Genomic DNA, 16088 nt, shown 5'->3' on the forward strand with positions numbered 1-16088 from the left:
GGAAAGGGAAGTGGGCAGCTGGAGTGGTGGTCAAGCAAGCAGTAGCTATTATTCCATAATAGCTACTAGAGGAAGCGTAAATCTGAGCATTTAGTGATAAGGAATGAGCGAATTTTGCTCAGTTTTTTTAATAGTCTAGGAAATTATAAAATTTAAAAATGTAGATAAATATCGTCGTGCTGAGCCGCGTCCAGCTCCAGCATCCAGAAATGATGCGACTTCACGAATCGCCCTAATCTAAGTCATCATTGGCTTGCAAGCTCACCGTGATTTCTTTATCTCCGTTGACTCGATCCAGGCGCTACGTTTCTAATCGGGCACTTGCGCTTTTGTTCATGGTTCAGAGCAAGTCAAGTATTTACGGAGGCTACGTTCATTTGTTCCATTTTTTTATACAGCAATTTTTAAGAATAGTCGTTTCTGAACATAGCGGGTATACACTTTGGATTCTCAAGCTCTATAATTACAATACTTTTGATGTGTAACTATTTTATGTAGTATTCCTATTGCTGTATAATATGTTGTGGTGAAGAGAAGGGAGTGAATTGAATGATACGAACAATCAAGATATACATATATGCTAGTTTACTTGTACTCGGAACGTATTTTCAATTAAAACGAGTACAAAAATCTGTTAATCAACTAACGAAAGAAGAAATTTTTATTCAGCCAAGAAGTGTATCAAGGAAAGTAATGAAGCGAACTGGCAGTATGGTTATGGTCAATGGTCAGGAAAAATTACCAAAGGGACCTGTTTTATTTGTAGCGAACCATCAAGGCTTATTCGACATTTTAACGTTACTTGGGCATCTTGGAAAGCCGGTTGGATTTATAGCCAAAAAAGAAATACAAAAGCTTCCAATAATAGCTTCATGGATGGAATTAGTACATTGTGTATTCATTGATCGCACGGATCGAAGACAATCTGTTAAAGCAATTCACCAAGGAATAGAAAATTTGAAAAGTGGTCATTCCATGGTCATTTTCCCAGAAGGTACAAGAAGTAGAGGAAGTAGCTTAAATCCCTTTAAGCCAGGAAGCTTCCAATTAGCATTAAAGGCTAATGTACCTATCGTACCTGTTGCAATTGATGGTACTTATCAAATGTTTGAGGAAAGAAATGGCAGAATAAGTCCATCATGGGTTACATTGACGATTGAAGATGCAATATTTCCAGAAGAGTATAATGGAAAAAACTCTTCAGAGATCGCTGAACAAGTTCAGAGTGTTATAAAAAGGCGATTGCAAATAGATGGTGCAGATGATCGGATGACGTCAAGCGGTGACCAACAAGTGTCGACTACATAGATGAAAGTAAACCTTCAATCAGTGGGAATAACCAAAACCCCAACTGATTGAAGGTTTACTTTATATAAACGTTTTTTCGTTAAGAGAGAGTACTACTTATTAACAATGTATAAAGGGCTTTTCTGATAAGTTGGTAAAAAAGCTTACGAGAGGACTGTTTTACATGATTTTTTCATATTAAATTTCATTATGTACCGTAGTATGGCATATCCTTTGCTACTTCTAACTCATGATGAACCTCGTCAGCATATCCTTGCATCGTAGCAACTTCTAGCTTCATCATACTTCTAGCATTTATCCCCCGCATATAACTGGCAGTAAGACCCCGAGTTCAAGGAAAAAAATGACCCAAATGTGGATAAGAGGGGATTCAACTGCTAGTAAATGCCCGATTGATTCTAGGGCCTTTAAGTCATACCCTTGTGGTACTACCAATCCGTGGGGAAAAACAAAACTTCCCACGGATTGAAGTTTCACTTTATATCCATGTACAGGTAGTTTCATTTTGGAAGAATTAGATATACTAATACTGAGGTGATAGAAGTGGTTCAAGGAACAGTGAACTGGAATACAGAGATAACACAAGAATGGTTGCAAAGCTATGTGGATGATTGGGTGAAATTTTATAAAAAGCAGACTAGGGATGGGGAGGTTGCTTCTTATATTCCAGAGTTAAATAAGGCCAATCCAAATCATTTAGGAATTTCTATAGTAGGAAATAATGGGGTAACTATAAAATCTGGGGATGTAGACATTCCTTTCACAATACAAAGTATTTCGAAGGTATTCTGTTTTATTATTGCCTGTATGGAGAGAGGCGTCTCCTATGTCCTCGATCGTGTGGATGTAGAACCTACAGGAGAAGCATTTAATTCGATCATGCATTTAGAAATGAGAAAATTAAAGAAGCCGTTTAATCCTTTTGTTAATGCAGGAGCGATCACGGTTTCTTCCATGTTGAATGGTAAAACGTCTGATGAGAAACTAGAGCCATTATTTATATTATTAGAAAAGATGTTAGGGTATCGTCCAGCATTAAATATTAATGTGTATGAATCAGAACGAGATACATCGATTCGAAATCGTGCAATTGGTTATTATCTATTAGAGTTAGATTACCTAGAATCAGATATGAATATAACCTTAGAAACTTATTTTAAGCAGTGTTCAATCGAGATTACGGTTGATGATTTAGCTACTATTGGCAGGGTGTTTGCTAATGATGGAATTGATCCTAATTCAGGTGTAGAAATTATTCCTCGTAAGATAGTCAGATTGGCTAAAGCACTAATGTTAACTTGTGGAATGTATGATGCATCTGGTAAGTTCGCTGCTTATGTAGGTATTCCTGCGAAAAGTGGTGTCTCAGGGGGGATTATTGCAGTTGCGCCACCAAGAGTGCGTGACGAGGAATTACCTTTTATAGATGGATGTGGAATTGGAGTTTACGGTCCCTCATTAGATGACAAAGGCAATAGTATTGCAGGAATAAAATTATTAAGGCATATTGCAACGAAGTGGGACCTGAGTGTGTTCTAGTAAAAATAATGGAGGTGAGCCTGTGTGTGGGAGATATACGCTACTGGCAGATGAGTTGGAAATCTTAACCACATTCGACTTGGATCAAGAAGCTATTGAAAATTATGAACCAAGCTATAATATTGCACCTGGACAAAGGATCTTAGCCATTATACATGATGGCAAGCAGAAACGGGCAGGGTTGTTACGCTGGGGACTTATACCTAGGTGGGCGAAAGATGAAAGAATCGGGTATAAGATGATAAATGCTCGTAGTGAAACGGCTCATCAGAAACCAAGCTTCAAACAGTTATTAATGCAGAAAAGATGTATGATAATAGCTGATAGTTTTTATGAATGGAAGAAAACGGAGAATGGTAAACAACCACAGCGAATACAAATAAAAGATCGTAAGTTATTTGCTTTTGCGGGCTTATGGGATAAGTGGGGGTACGGGGATGATGAACTCTTTACTTGTACTATACTAACAAAAGCTGCTAATAAATATGTGGAAGCTATTCATCACCGCATGCCAATTATTTTGCCAGTTGAAAAGGAAGATGCATGGATAAAGCCGACCAAGCAAAAACCTGAGGATACCCAACGATTTTTACAGTCACTTCAAGAAGAAGCGTTGAAATCCTATGCTGTTCAACAGTATGTTAATTCTGCTAAACACAATGATGAACAATGTATCCAGCCAATTACTTCTGCATAAATTGGTGATGCTAGGACAAACGTATTTTATTTAGATAGGAATAGAGGCTGGGACAAAACACAACTTCTTTACTCAAAATACGAAAAAATCATGTCTTTTGTCTCAGCCCCTATGTGTTTACTTCAAAAAGGTTCTATTATCGGTCTATCAAAACCTTCGCTTTTCGGGCACGACCTCAGTCTCTTCAAAAAGCACAAATCGCTTTTTTTAGAGTCTTTGAACTTGTGCTTTCCCGCAGGATAAGAAGGGCTTTGGTAGCATACATCCCACGCGGAAAAAGCGCTCTTCTTTTTCAAGGAGTCAACGTATGTTGACTACGTTTCGTATGATCATGATTGTTTGACTTTTCCCGTCATTACTAGATTATTATCCTTGTTCTGCCTTAGCTTGTTCTTTTTCCTCCTTAGCTACCTTCAGGAATTTCTTTGTTTCATAGACGACTACTCCAGATAAACCTAATAGTCCTATTAGGTTTGGCACAGCCATTAATGCATTCATAATATCTGATATTCCCCATACAATATCTAGTTTTTCCATTGACCCATATAATACAGCTAATACAAATACAACACGATAAATCGGTATGGCTTTATCATTGAATAAGTACGCAAAGCATTTTTCTCCGTAATAAGACCATCCTACTAAGGTTGAAAAAGCAAATAGAATGATACCAAATGTAACGATATATCCACCTGCATCTCCGAGGAATGCCGCAAATGAGGCAGCAGTTAAATCACCACCATCTAGCCCGCCTTGATACATGTCAGCCATTACGATTGTAATTCCTGTGATGGAACAAACGATAATGGTGTCAATGAAAACCTGTGTCATGGATACCAATGCCTGACGACCAGGGTAGTCTGTTTTTGCTGCAGCGGCAGCAATTGGAGCTGAACCTAGACCTGCTTCGTTTGAAAAGACACCGCGTGCAACACCATAGCGGATAACCGTACCTAAAATACCACCGCCAATTGCACTACCAGTAAATGCATCTTCAAAAATTAGTCCAACAACACCAGGAATAAGATCAATATTCATAACCATAATAATTAATCCACCAATGATATAAAATAAGGCCATAATCGGAACAAAGAAAGCGGTTATTCTGCCAATGCTTTTAATGCCTCCAAGTATAACTAGTCCTACCAGTATGGTAAGTACAATACCTGTTACCCATGTTGGTACATTAAATGTCCCTTGAAGGGCGTCAGATACAGAATTGGATTGCACCATATTTCCAATTCCAAAGGCTGCAATTGATCCAAAGATTGCAAATATAATGCCTAGCCATTTTGCATTTAACCCTTTTTCTAAATAGTACATCGGTCCACCAGACATCTGACCTTTACTATTCTCAACTCGATATTTAACGGCGAGAATAGCTTCGGAATATTTAGTAGCCATTCCAAATAATGCAGATATCCACATCCAAAATACAGCACCTGGCCCTCCGAGCACGACCGCAGTTGCAACACCTACAATATTCCCAGTTCCAATCGTTGCTGCCATTGCTGTTGTTAATGCTTCATAATGACTAATATCTCCTTTGGATTTTTTATCTTGTTTAGCAGGACTGAATGCTAGCTTTAACGCATAGGGTAGTGTGCGAAACTGTAAAAAACCTAAACGAAACGTTAGATACAAACCTGTTCCAACAATTAGTATCAATGTTGGCGGCCCCCATACAAAGCCACTTATAGCTTCGATGATATCCATCATTTTTTCTTTCCCCCCTTTTTATACTTATATTAAATATTCCGAAAAATACAAACGCATGTCAAGGGATTTTAGAGAATTAACTAGAAATTAATTTGGTGAAATAGGTATTGTAAATGCTGTTTAATAGCTATTTGAAGCCAAAATGAAGGGGAAAGAACAGTTCATACTCAATAGTTAGTAGACGATGTTAGATAGAAACCTTTGCCTGTCACCATAGAAGTTGCTTATAATAGAAATAAATGCAAAGCAGGTGTTATGATGATTCGAGTAATGTTTGTTTGCTTAGGAAACATTTGTCGATCGCCAATGGCTGAAGCGATATTCCGCGAATTAATAAAGCAAGCTAATTTAACCGATCAAATCCGGGTTGATTCAGGAGGGACTGGTAGTTGGCATATAGGTGAAGAACCGCATCATGAAACCAAATTAATTTTACAAAGAAACAATATTTCTTCCGATGGATTGATTGCAAGACAAATAAATGCAGACGATGCCAAACGATTTGATTATATTATTGCAATGGATGATCAAAATAAAGAAGATTTGCTCCAATTAGTTGGACAAAAGGATAACGTAATGATTGCTAAATTAATGGATTTTGTGAATGATCCAGAAGAAAACAGCATTCCTGATCCGTATTTTACGGGGAACTTTGACTATACATATAGGTTAGTTTCAACGGGATGCCGTCAGCTACTGGAATATTTAAAAGAAGAACATGCTATAAGTTAAGGAGTGATTTTAATGGGAAAACGAAAATTATTTTTAGGTGTAATGATTGGAGCAACAGTAGGGGGATTAGTTACATTATTTGATAAAGATACGAGATCATATAGTAAAGAAAAGCTCTCAACTGCTAAATCAGGTACAAGTTATTTGATGAAGCATCCTTCCGAAGCTGTTCACTCTATTCGAACTGCATTTGATACGTTTAATCGGAACTTTACAACTGGAGCTGAGAAAACAATAGATGCTCTTGAGCAAGTAGAAGCAACTCTAGATAAAGTTGCTAATAAAAATGAAGCCAACCGAATAGAATAAAGGAAATCACAAAATACCATTGACATGTGGATTTGATGATTGTTAGGGAGTGTGACAATGGAAAATGATATGATGAAGTTTGGAAAGCAGCTATATAAACGTATGGAAGAAGTAGATGTTTTTGGTTTAGCTGCACAACTTGCCTATTTCTTTCTATTGTCACTATTTCCTTTCCTATTGTTTCTAGTTACATTGGTTGGCTATCTTCCGATTGACGAACTAGCTGTGCTTGATATTATTTCAGATTATGCACCACCACAGATAGTTGAGCTAATAACTACAAACGTTACGCAATTAATTCGTCAGCAAAATGGTGGCTTACTTTCTTTTGGGATTATAGCTACTCTGTGGGCAGCATCTAATGGAGTAAATTCATTAATGCGTGGATTCAATCATGCTTATAAAGTAGAAGAAAACCGACCATTCATTGTATCGCGTTTAATCGCCATTGTGTTGACTATTGCAATGGTAGCTATTATCATCATCGCTTTGCTACTACCTATTTTTGGAAGAACCGTTGGTGCTTATCTTTTTTCATTTATTGGTTTGTCCGAAGGCTTTCTGACAGTATGGGGGGCATTACGCTGGGTTGTTTCCTCGATTGTTTTCTTAATCGTTTTCCTAGCACTTTATAAATTGGCTCCTAATAAGCGGATATATGTAAAGAATGTAATTCCTGGCGCTTTGTTTGCTACCATCGCTTGGCAACTCGTGTCACTGTGCTTTTCATACTATGTTAGTACCATCGGCAACTATTCTGCAACCTACGGTAGTCTCGGTGCAGTGATCGCCTTAATGATATGGTTCTATTTATCAGGGATAATTATCATGACGGGTGGAATAATTAATGCGGTTATCCGAAAAAACAGGCTGTTGAAGTAAATTATTTCAACAGCCGTAAACCATTAAGTATAACTAAAATCGTACTTCCTTCATGTCCTATTACTCCTAAAGGTAAGTCGAGAATCTGCATGAAATTAGACAAAATGAGTAGGATGATTACAGTAAGTGAAAAGACAATATTTTGTTTAACAATTTTATTCATCTTTTTAGAAAGCGTAATAGCATTGGTGATTTTAGATAAGTTATTTTTCATGAGCACGACATCTGCCGTTTCTAATGCAACATCTGTACCTTCACCCATAGCTATCCCAACATTTGCAGTCGCTAAGGCTGGACCATCGTTTATACCATCTCCAACCATCGCTACATTACTAAATTCACTTCTCATTTTTTTCACTTGCTCTACTTTTTCATCAGGCATACAGTTTGCTACATAACGATCTATTTTTGCTTCTGAGGCAATTGCTTTTGCTGTTAACTCATGGTCTCCTGTAAGCATAACAGTATAAATTCCCTGTTTCTTCAATTGCTTGATTGCTTTTATACTATCTTTTCGAACCGTATCCTTCATGCCGAATAATGCCACGATTTGATCCTTCTTTTTCACAAATACGACCGTTTTACCTTCCTCAGCCAGTTTATTTGCTCTATCAGCAAAAAATTTATCCTCTCCAATATAATCTGGTTTACCTAGCTCCCATTTCTTTTCATCTATCATTGCTGCGATTCCATTACCAGCTAGTGTAGTCACATTATCTATTTCACTAGTTATGGTAACATGCTGTTCCTGACAAAATCGGATAATCGCTTTTGCTAATGGATGGGTAGATTCCTGCTCCATTGCCATTGCAGTAGATAGAATAGTTTGTTTATCATGTTCTGGATGTACATAAAAATCAGTTACCTCTGGTTTTCCATTCGTGAGTGTACCTGTTTTATCGAGGGCTATAGCTCGAATATGGCTAATATTTTCGATATGAACCCCACCTTTAAATAACACCCCAGATTTTGCGCTGTTTGATATCGCTGATAGAGTTGCAGGCATAATAGATGCGACAAGTGCGCAAGGTGATGCAACGACCAAAAGAATCATTGCGCGGTATATACTATCCTGTAATGTCCACCCAAAAATTAGATAAGGAATAATCATCATAATTGCAACAGCCGCTAATACAGCTTTTACATAAACCCCTTCAAATTTTTCAATAAATAATTGAGACGGCGATTTTTCATTTTTAGCGGATTGAATCATTTGGACAATTTTTTGAAATAACGTTTCATTTGCAGGCTTTGTTACTTGAATAGATATAGAACCATCTAGCGCTATAGTCCCCGCGAACACATCTGCGTTATTTGCTTTATAAACAGGAATAGACTCTCCTGTAATAGCACTCTCATCAATGGATGTATTTCCTTGAACAATTGTTCCATCTACGGGAATCCTTTCACCTGCTCGTACATAAATAAGATCATCAACGTGAAGGCTGGAGACAGGGACAACCTCTCGACGATCATCCTTGATAAGAAGTGCTTCTTCTGGCTGCAGTTCCATTAATGAGGCTATTTCTTTATGACTTTTATTCATCGTGTACGTTTCTAAGGCTCCAGATAATGCAAATATAAATATTAAGACAGCACCTTCCGTCCAGTAGCCAATAGCTGCAGAACCAATGGCAGCTAGGATCATAAGCATCTCTACATTCAGCTCTTTGTTATGCAAGGTTTCTGTTATCCCCTCTTTTGCTTTGGCATATCCGCCAATCGTAAAAGCAATTAAGTGAAGCGTTACCCAGAGCTGATAAGAGATATAGGATTCGAAAGTCCATGTAAATAATATAAGTATGCCACTTAATAAGGCCGCGATTAATTCTTTATGTTCTTTAAGTTTATTAATAATAAATGAAGCTTTAGCTGGTTGCTTCATTGGACTATTCCATGTGTTAGTTTCTGCAGTCATGCAGTACACCTCCAAAAAGATAATTTAAATTAGTTATTAATTTATAATAATTATTAATTAGTATATGTTATTATATTACCATCGAATGAAATAAAGTCAAGACATAAAACGGAAAAATTTATCCCGCAGTAAGACCTCCACTTCCAGCAATAATGTGAAACCAATATGTAAGTGGGGGGAACAAGGTCAGTAAATGTCTGATTGGTACAAAGGCCTTTAGGTCATACCCTTGTGATACTACCAATCAGTGGGGGATAAACAAAACTCCCCGCAGATTGAAGTTTCACATTATCTATTGTAAAAATTAACCGAAAACTGTTACAATCTATATGAATTAATAAATATAACAACAAGGGGGAATAGTTTTGAGTAGATTTAGATTAGTGCTTTCATTATTTATTTTAATTGCAATTCTTGCCGCTTGCGGAAAAAGTGATGAGAATAATAACAGTGAAGGAGAAAAAGGTGTAACAGATAAAAGGTGGGAAGATATTCAAGAAGTAGGAGAGTTAGTGGTTGGCACTTCTGGAACATTAATAGCTGCTTCATACTATGATGGTGATGAGGAAAAGCAAGAACAGTTAACTGGATATGATGTAGAGGTAATGAGAGAGGTGGCAAATCGCTTAAATCTTGATATATCATTTGAGATTATGGGTATTGATAGTATGCTTCCAGCAGTAAAGAGTGGAAGGATTGATGTTGCTGCAAATGATATTGAAACAACAGATAAACGAAAAGAAGAATTCAATTTTAGTGATCCTTACAAATACTCTTATTCAACAATGGTAGTAAGAAAAGAAGATAATTCTGGTATTGAATCACTTGAAGATTTAAAGGGTAAAAAGGCTGGTGGAGGAGCAACTACGATTTACAGTCAAATTGCTGAGCATTTTGGTGCAGAAGTTGTTACATATGGGAATGCACCAAACGAAGCTTATTTACGTGATGTTCATAATGGAAGAACAGATGTTATTGTGAACGACTACTACCTATCTAAGTTTGGCGTAGCTGGTTTTCCAGATTTTGATATTCATCTGCACCCAGATTTGAAATTTCATCCTACAGAACAGGCTGTGGTAATTCCCGAAGGTGCTGATAAGCTTACTGAAGAGATTAATAAGGCATTAACAGAAATGCGTGAAGATGGTACATTAACGGAATTAGCGAAAAAGTTCTATAAAGAAGATGCATCGCAGAAACCTGAGGGAGAAATTAAAGAAATAGATGGCCTCGACTTGTAAGGGGACAACCTAGATGAATGTGAATGGATTGGATTTAGCTGAACTATTTGATGTCGAATTAGCGATAGAGAGCCTACCATTTGTTTTAGGTGGCTTGCCTATGACACTGCTCGTATCTGTCGTCGGTATGGGGATAGGGTTAGTGCTTGGTTTGATCCTTGCTTTAGCGAGAGGAGCTAATAATCCGCTATGGTACTTACCAGCACGAGTATATATTTCATTTATGCGTGGAACGCCAATGCTCGTCTTTCTGTTTATTCTATATTTTGGACTGCCAGTTATTGGGATAGAATTAACTGCAATAACGGCTGCTTATTTAGGTTTTGGTTTGAATAGTGCTGCTTATATCGCGGAGATTGATCGTTCAGCTTTAAATAGTATTGATCAGGGTCAATGGGAGTCGGCTAAAGCACTTAATTTAAACTATTGGCAAACGTTAAGAAAGGTTATTTTACCGCAAGCTACCAGAGTTGCCATCCCACCTTTGACAAATGTTTTTATGGATATAGTTAAAGCAACGTCATTAGCTGCTGTCATCACTGTTCCAGAGCTTTTTCAGAAGACACAGATTGTAGCTGGGAGAGAATTCGATTCAATGACCATGTATATATTGGTTGCATTGATTTATTGGTCAATTTGTATTGTCATCTCATTTATTCAAGAACGATTAGAAATACGATATAGCAAGTTCTTATAATTATTTGGAAGCTATAAATTTCTGAATAAAACGAGGCTAGAACAAAACGCAACTTCTTTACTCAAAATACGAATAATCATATGATCAATAGGAGTATCATCGCCGCACCGTGAAACTATAATTGCTTTTCGCGGGCACGGCCTCAGCTAACTTGGTAAAGAAAATCACGTTACCAAGTGGATCCTCGGACTCGTGCTGTTCCCGCCGGAGTCTCGCTTATTTCAGGTGCTAAAGGAATGATTCTAATCAAAAAACGAACGATAATTAATCACCAACTAATTATCATTCGTTTTTTATTGTTTCTTCATTCTTTTGTCTCAGCCTCATTTTATATTTGCTGCTCCCGGTGTTTGTCCTTTTGGAAAAAAATCGCACCTGTAATGATGATTAGCACAATAGTAATTAAGTAGAAAAAAGATACATGAGGAAGCTTTTCTATAAATAAACCTCCAATAAATGGTCCACTAATACTACCTAAACTAAACATGATACCTACCATTAGATTGCCTGCAGGTAAGAGGTTTCCCGGTAATAAATCAGTCATATAAGATATACCTAGAGAAAACAATGATCCAACACACATGCCTGCGAGCGTGAACAAGATAAACAGTCCTAGAACCGATGACTCCCATACTGCTGACAACGAAAAGCAAATAATTCCTAAGGATAAAACAGTTAATAGAATCGGTTTCCTTCCATATTTATCGCTAAGTATACCTAGAGGTAATTGTGTAATTAAGCTGCCAAAAGCAAAACAAGGAATAATTAAGGCTAGCATATCAACCTGGTGGCCGATTCGTAGTCCGTACACGGGAAAAATACTATGTAATGATGCCTCTAGGAATCCATAGCCGAATCCTGGTAGAAGTGCTACCCAAGCTATTTTAATCGTCTTCATAAATCGTTGAACAGAGCTCGTTGGATAAGCGCTGTCGATTTCATCCTCAGGCCATTGGTTACGAATAAAAATTAATGTTGACCAGACCAAAAGGCTTAAAAGTGCTGAAATAATAAATGGCAATGCTTGATGAACGGATAATAGTCTCGTCATTAATGGTCCTAATGCAAAACCTAATCCAAATGATAATCCATATAAAGCAATATTTCTTCCCCTTGTATTTTCTGTTGCTGTTGCGGTAATCCAAGTTTGTGTCCCGAAATGCAGCATTTGATCGCCAATTCCAATTATCATTCGAAGAATAAACCAAAACCATAAAGCATCCCATAATGGGAAAATTCCCAAAGAAATAATTACAAGCATGCCACCTACAACAATTATTGGTTTAAAGCCAAATTTACGCATCGGTTTTTCCATAAAAGGAGAGGCCAATAAGACACCAATATATAAACCTGTTGCATGTAGTCCATTAATTGTAGAGGAAATACCATTTTGTTCTAAAATAATAGAAAGTAAGGGAAGTAGCATACCCTGTGAAAAACCAGAAATTAACACAAGTCCTATTAATATCCAGAAACGATAATTTGCAGTATTCATTGTTGTACCCCTTTAATGAAGTTCTAACTTAAATCTAATAGCAAACTTGAAAAAGGTCAATTATTGTGTATATAGTATCTAAATCGTTTATGATTATAATAAATAAGGAAAAATATAATAGCGTTGTTTTATTACAATTATAACTGGCAGTAAGCCCCCCACTTCCAAGCAATAAAGGGAAACCACTAACGGAAAGTGGGGAATCGACTGCCGGTAAATGTTAGATGGGTTCAAAGGAATTTAGGTCATAGCTTTATGGTACTAGCAATCAGTGGTGGATAAACAACCCCCAACTGATTGAGGTTTCACATTATGAAAAAATCAATAGGAAGATAATTGGAGGGAACAAGAGTGGAATTATATTTAAAAGAAAATGGATTAAGAACAAGTCTAGTGTATGGTGAGTTGGAAATATCGGGAAATGAGGAATATGGTTTTCGACCATATCAGTTAATGATAGCATCCATTGCAGGTTGTAGTGGTTCGGTGTATCGTAAAATTCTAGAGAAACAAAGAATAGAGCTAGAAGATATAAAAATTACTGCAGAGGTAGAAAGAAATCCGGACGAAGCAAATCGGATTGAAAAAATAGTACTACATTTTACGGTAAAAGGGCATCATTTAGATCCTGATAAATTGTATAAAAATTTAGCAATAGCTAGAAAAAATTGTGCTATGGTACGTTCTGTTGAGAACAGTATAAGGATAGAAGAAACAATTGAAACAATTGAATTAAGCCGTTAATTTTGTATAAGCAGGTATAAAATTCATATGTCAGAAAGAAACTAAGTGAAAAAAGAAGGGATAAGACATATGAATAAAGTTAAATGGTGTAGTTCGGTCATGATTCTAGCTATAATGTTTGCTTCTGTATTTCCAGCTAACAGCTTTAGTGCTGAAAAAGAGAAGAAGAAGGATCCATATGAAATACCTAGTCACGTTCTCAATGTATCTAAAGAAAATACATTTCCAAACTCCACAGAAGATCAGGAAGTTATTGAGCCAAGTGAACTAACGAAGGAGCTAATGGATGAATTAGACATTAAAATAGAAAACCCTGTATTAATTAAGATGCTTAATGAAACATCGTTAAAACCTTCACCAATAGCGATAGGATATCGTGGCATGGTTTATATTGGAAGGTGGCCATTAAATTATGAATCATCGGAAACAACGATTAATTGGGAGTATCAGCAAATTAATATGAATGAATTAAATAATACTGGAGGAACAGAAGCGCAGGAATTGCGTTATGTTCAACAAGAGCAAAAAGAAATAAAGGGTGCACTTACCAATAAAATTAATAAGCCTGATGATGTGAAAAAAATGATGCTACTAAAATCAAAGACAAAGACCAAGCTTCCACTTTCTTATCAGACTGTAATAGGAAAAAATACTAAAAAAGATAATACCTATAATGTTGCAGCAAATAAGTATGCAAAGCTACAAACTTTTGCACCAGCTGTTAATGAAAAAGGGCAAGTAACGTTTGGAGAAGTGTATTTAAAATTGAAGGGGTCCAAAAAATCAATTGAAATTAAAAATGTAACGAAGCAAGGAATTGGCGCTTGGATTCCTATTCAAGATTACGTATCCTTTTCGTATAATGTAAAATAATGAAGCATACTTTCCATATAGCTGTCGAGAAGCTCCTCGATAGCTTTTTATATTTGAATAAAAGAATTGAATATCTTTCTTGGATCTTACATAAAACAAAAGAAGAGGGGGATTATTTCATGCTAAAAGCGGTTATTGAAGAAAATGGAAGGGAAAGGGGGTTGATTTTTACACTTTATTACTTTATCATAATGAAGTATTAAAGAGAAAGAAAGAGGGGAAACAAAACATGGAATGGGTTGTAATCGTTTCTGTTCTTGTGATGACGATATTAAGCTTATTACGTGTGAATGTAATTATTGCTATTATCGCAGCAGCTTTAACAGCAGGGTTAATGTCAGGGTTAACTATCGTTGAATCAATGGATATGCTTGTGGGAGGTATGGGAGGTGGCGCAAATACCGCTTTAAGTTATATACTCTTAGGAGCATTTGCCGTTGCTATTAGCTATACTGGAATTACGTCATTATTGGTAAATTATTTAATACGCGTGCTAACAGGAAAAAAGACTATGATGCTATTAGCAATTGCCGGAGTTGCATCATTATCACAAAATTTAGTACCTGTGCATATTGCATTTATACCTATATTAATACCGCCATTACTACAATTATTTGATCGAATGCGAATGGATCGTCGCGCAGTTGCAACAGCTCTAACCTTTGGGCTTAAAGCTCCTTACATTCTTATTCCAGCAGGTTTTGGATTAATCTTTCATGAGACGATTGTTACAGGGATGAATCAAAACGGAGCTAATATTACAGTTAGTGAGTCTGCCTTGGCAATGCTTATCCCTGGCTCAGGAATGATTATCGGATTATTGATCGCTATCTTTATAACCTATCGGAAAGATCGTGATCCAGATTCATTTGTTGGAGAATCAGACACGGCTGCGGCTGTAGAGGCAACAAACATCCGCTTTACAAAACAACATGTATTTACGTTAATATCGATATTTGCTGCCTTAATTGTACAAATTATTACAGAGAATTTAATTGTTGGCGCATTAACCGGTCTTGTTTTCATGTTCCTATTCTTGGTTATTCCATTTCATAAAGGAGATCGTGTAGTCACAGAGGGAATTGGTATGATGGGAACAATCGCATTTGTAATGCTGGTAGCAGCAGGTTATGGAAATATTTTAACAGAAACAGGTGCAGTAGAGGCTTTAGTAGAAGTTTCATCTGGTTTTTTGGATAATAATCACGCGCTTATTGCATTTATTCTGTTGTTGGTTGGGTTACTAGTAACCATTGGAATTGGGTCCTCCTTTGGGACGATCCCGATATTGGCTGCACTGTACGTCCCGATTTGTTTAGCAGCAGGTTTTTCCCCACTCGCTACAGCTGCACTTATTGGTACAGCAGGTGCATTAGGGGATGCAGGATCACCAGCATCTGATAGTACACTTGGTCCTACGTCTGGTTTAAATGCTGATGGAAAGCATCACCATATTTGGGATACGGTAGTCCCAACCTTTATTCACTACAATATCCCATTGTTTATATTTGGTTGGATTGCTGCAATTGTCCTTTAGAATTTCCAAGCTGTCGAAGTATTATTTTGACAGCTTTTTTGTCTACGACATTATAAAATTAGCCCATGTGGATAAATATGGGCGTGTTGAACCGTGTCGTCAAGCTCCAGTGCAGTAGAAACTAGGCTCGACTTCTCGAATCGAACTTACGATAAGTTATCAGCACGTAAGCACACGTTGATTTCTTTACCTCCGTTGACTCGCTCCAGTACGGTTTTAATCGAGCGCTTGCGCTTTAAGAAAGTATAAAATCAGTGCAATGACTGTGTTAAGCCAAGTAGTTATTTTGAAATGTTTGATGTATATTGGCAATGCTCCGACTAATTACTTCGCTTTCCGTGGGCACGGCCTCAACTAACTTTGCAAAGAAGAACACGTTGCAAAGTGGATTTTC

Annotated in this window: 14 protein-coding genes; 11 read left to right on the forward strand and 3 right to left on the reverse strand. The window is 37.0% G+C overall.

The annotated features are described in order from the left end of the window. The first annotated feature begins 549 nt into the window (after positions 1–549). The 3 genes from RVS70_RS19980 (at position 550) to RVS70_RS19990 (ending at position 3544) form a co-directional block, all read left to right on the forward strand. A complete protein-coding gene (locus tag RVS70_RS19980) occupies positions 550–1308 on the forward strand; it encodes a lysophospholipid acyltransferase family protein (RefSeq protein ID WP_121604718.1) in 759 nt (252 codons plus the stop codon). Positions 1309–1851: 543 nt separating this feature from the next. Then, positions 1852–2847, forward strand: a complete 996-nt coding sequence (locus RVS70_RS19985; protein ID WP_026682587.1) for a glutaminase — start codon at positions 1852–1854, stop codon at positions 2845–2847. A 22-nt stretch (positions 2848–2869) separates the two neighbouring features. After that, positions 2870–3544, forward strand: a complete 675-nt coding sequence (locus RVS70_RS19990) for an SOS response-associated peptidase (protein ID WP_026682588.1) — start codon at positions 2870–2872, stop codon at positions 3542–3544. Positions 3545–3910: 366 nt separating this feature from the next. On the opposite strand, the gene RVS70_RS19995 is transcribed toward RVS70_RS19990, so the two are convergent. Further along, a complete protein-coding gene (locus RVS70_RS19995; RefSeq protein ID WP_321134591.1) occupies positions 3911–5263 on the reverse strand; it encodes a sodium:alanine symporter family protein in 1353 nt (450 codons plus the stop codon). Positions 5264–5521: 258 nt separating this feature from the next. Between RVS70_RS19995 and RVS70_RS20000 the strand changes: the two genes are divergently transcribed. From RVS70_RS20000 to RVS70_RS20010, 3 genes are read left to right on the forward strand one after another with little or no spacing between them, the layout of a single operon-like run. Next, positions 5522–5995 (forward strand): low molecular weight protein-tyrosine-phosphatase, encoded by a 474-nt coding sequence (locus tag RVS70_RS20000; RefSeq protein WP_121604720.1) that lies wholly within the window; start codon positions 5522–5524, stop codon positions 5993–5995. Positions 5996–6007: 12 nt separating this feature from the next. Next, positions 6008–6304, forward strand: coding sequence for a YtxH domain-containing protein (locus tag RVS70_RS20005; protein WP_121604721.1), 297 nt, complete (start codon positions 6008–6010; stop codon positions 6302–6304). Positions 6305–6361: 57 nt separating this feature from the next. After that, positions 6362–7186: a YihY/virulence factor BrkB family protein gene (locus tag RVS70_RS20010; protein ID WP_034679543.1), complete on the forward strand. Its 825-nt coding sequence runs from the start codon at positions 6362–6364 to the stop codon at positions 7184–7186. Between the two features lies 1 nt (position 7187). Here the strand turns inward: RVS70_RS20010 and RVS70_RS20015 are convergent, their stop codons facing one another. Then, entirely contained in the window at positions 7188–9104 is a 1917-nt protein-coding gene (locus tag RVS70_RS20015; RefSeq protein WP_121604722.1) for a heavy metal translocating P-type ATPase, read from the reverse strand. 365 nt (positions 9105–9469) lie between these two features. Between RVS70_RS20015 and RVS70_RS20020 the strand changes: the two genes are divergently transcribed. Together RVS70_RS20020 and RVS70_RS20025 are read left to right on the forward strand one after the other, a co-directional pair. Continuing rightward, the gene (locus tag RVS70_RS20020; protein ID WP_121604723.1) at positions 9470–10348 is read left to right on the forward strand and encodes a transporter substrate-binding domain-containing protein; all 879 of its coding nucleotides are present in this window, start codon (positions 9470–9472) and stop codon (positions 10346–10348) included. A gap of 13 nt (positions 10349–10361) precedes the next feature. Continuing rightward, positions 10362–11045, forward strand: a complete 684-nt coding sequence (locus RVS70_RS20025) for an amino acid ABC transporter permease (RefSeq protein ID WP_026682595.1) — start codon at positions 10362–10364, stop codon at positions 11043–11045. 328 nt (positions 11046–11373) lie between these two features. Here RVS70_RS20025 and RVS70_RS20030 read toward each other — a convergent pair whose 3' ends face one another. Beyond that, a complete protein-coding gene (locus tag RVS70_RS20030) occupies positions 11374–12540 on the reverse strand; it encodes an MFS transporter (protein ID WP_321134594.1) in 1167 nt (388 codons plus the stop codon). Between the two features lie 351 nt (positions 12541–12891). On the opposite strand from RVS70_RS20030, the gene RVS70_RS20035 reads away from it, so the two are divergent. The 3 genes from RVS70_RS20035 (at position 12892) to RVS70_RS20045 (ending at position 15694) form a co-directional block, all read left to right on the forward strand. After that, positions 12892–13284 carry an OsmC family protein gene (locus RVS70_RS20035; RefSeq protein ID WP_205389663.1) on the forward strand — a complete coding sequence of 131 codons (393 nt, stop codon included), beginning with the start codon at positions 12892–12894 and terminating at the stop codon, positions 13282–13284. Between the two features lie 69 nt (positions 13285–13353). Next, entirely contained in the window at positions 13354–14157 is an 804-nt protein-coding gene (locus RVS70_RS20040) for a YfkD famly protein (protein WP_121604725.1), read from the forward strand. 229 nt (positions 14158–14386) lie between these two features. Then, on the forward strand, positions 14387–15694 hold the full coding sequence (locus RVS70_RS20045) for a Na+/H+ antiporter family protein (RefSeq protein WP_121604726.1): 1308 nt from the start codon (positions 14387–14389) through the stop codon (positions 15692–15694). Positions 15695–16088: the final 394 nt, after the last annotated feature.

The sequence above is a fragment of the Virgibacillus sp. M23 genome, assembly GCF_034190895.1.
In the GTDB taxonomy this organism is placed as follows: Bacteria; Bacillota; Bacilli; order Bacillales; family Amphibacillaceae; genus Virgibacillus; species Virgibacillus salarius.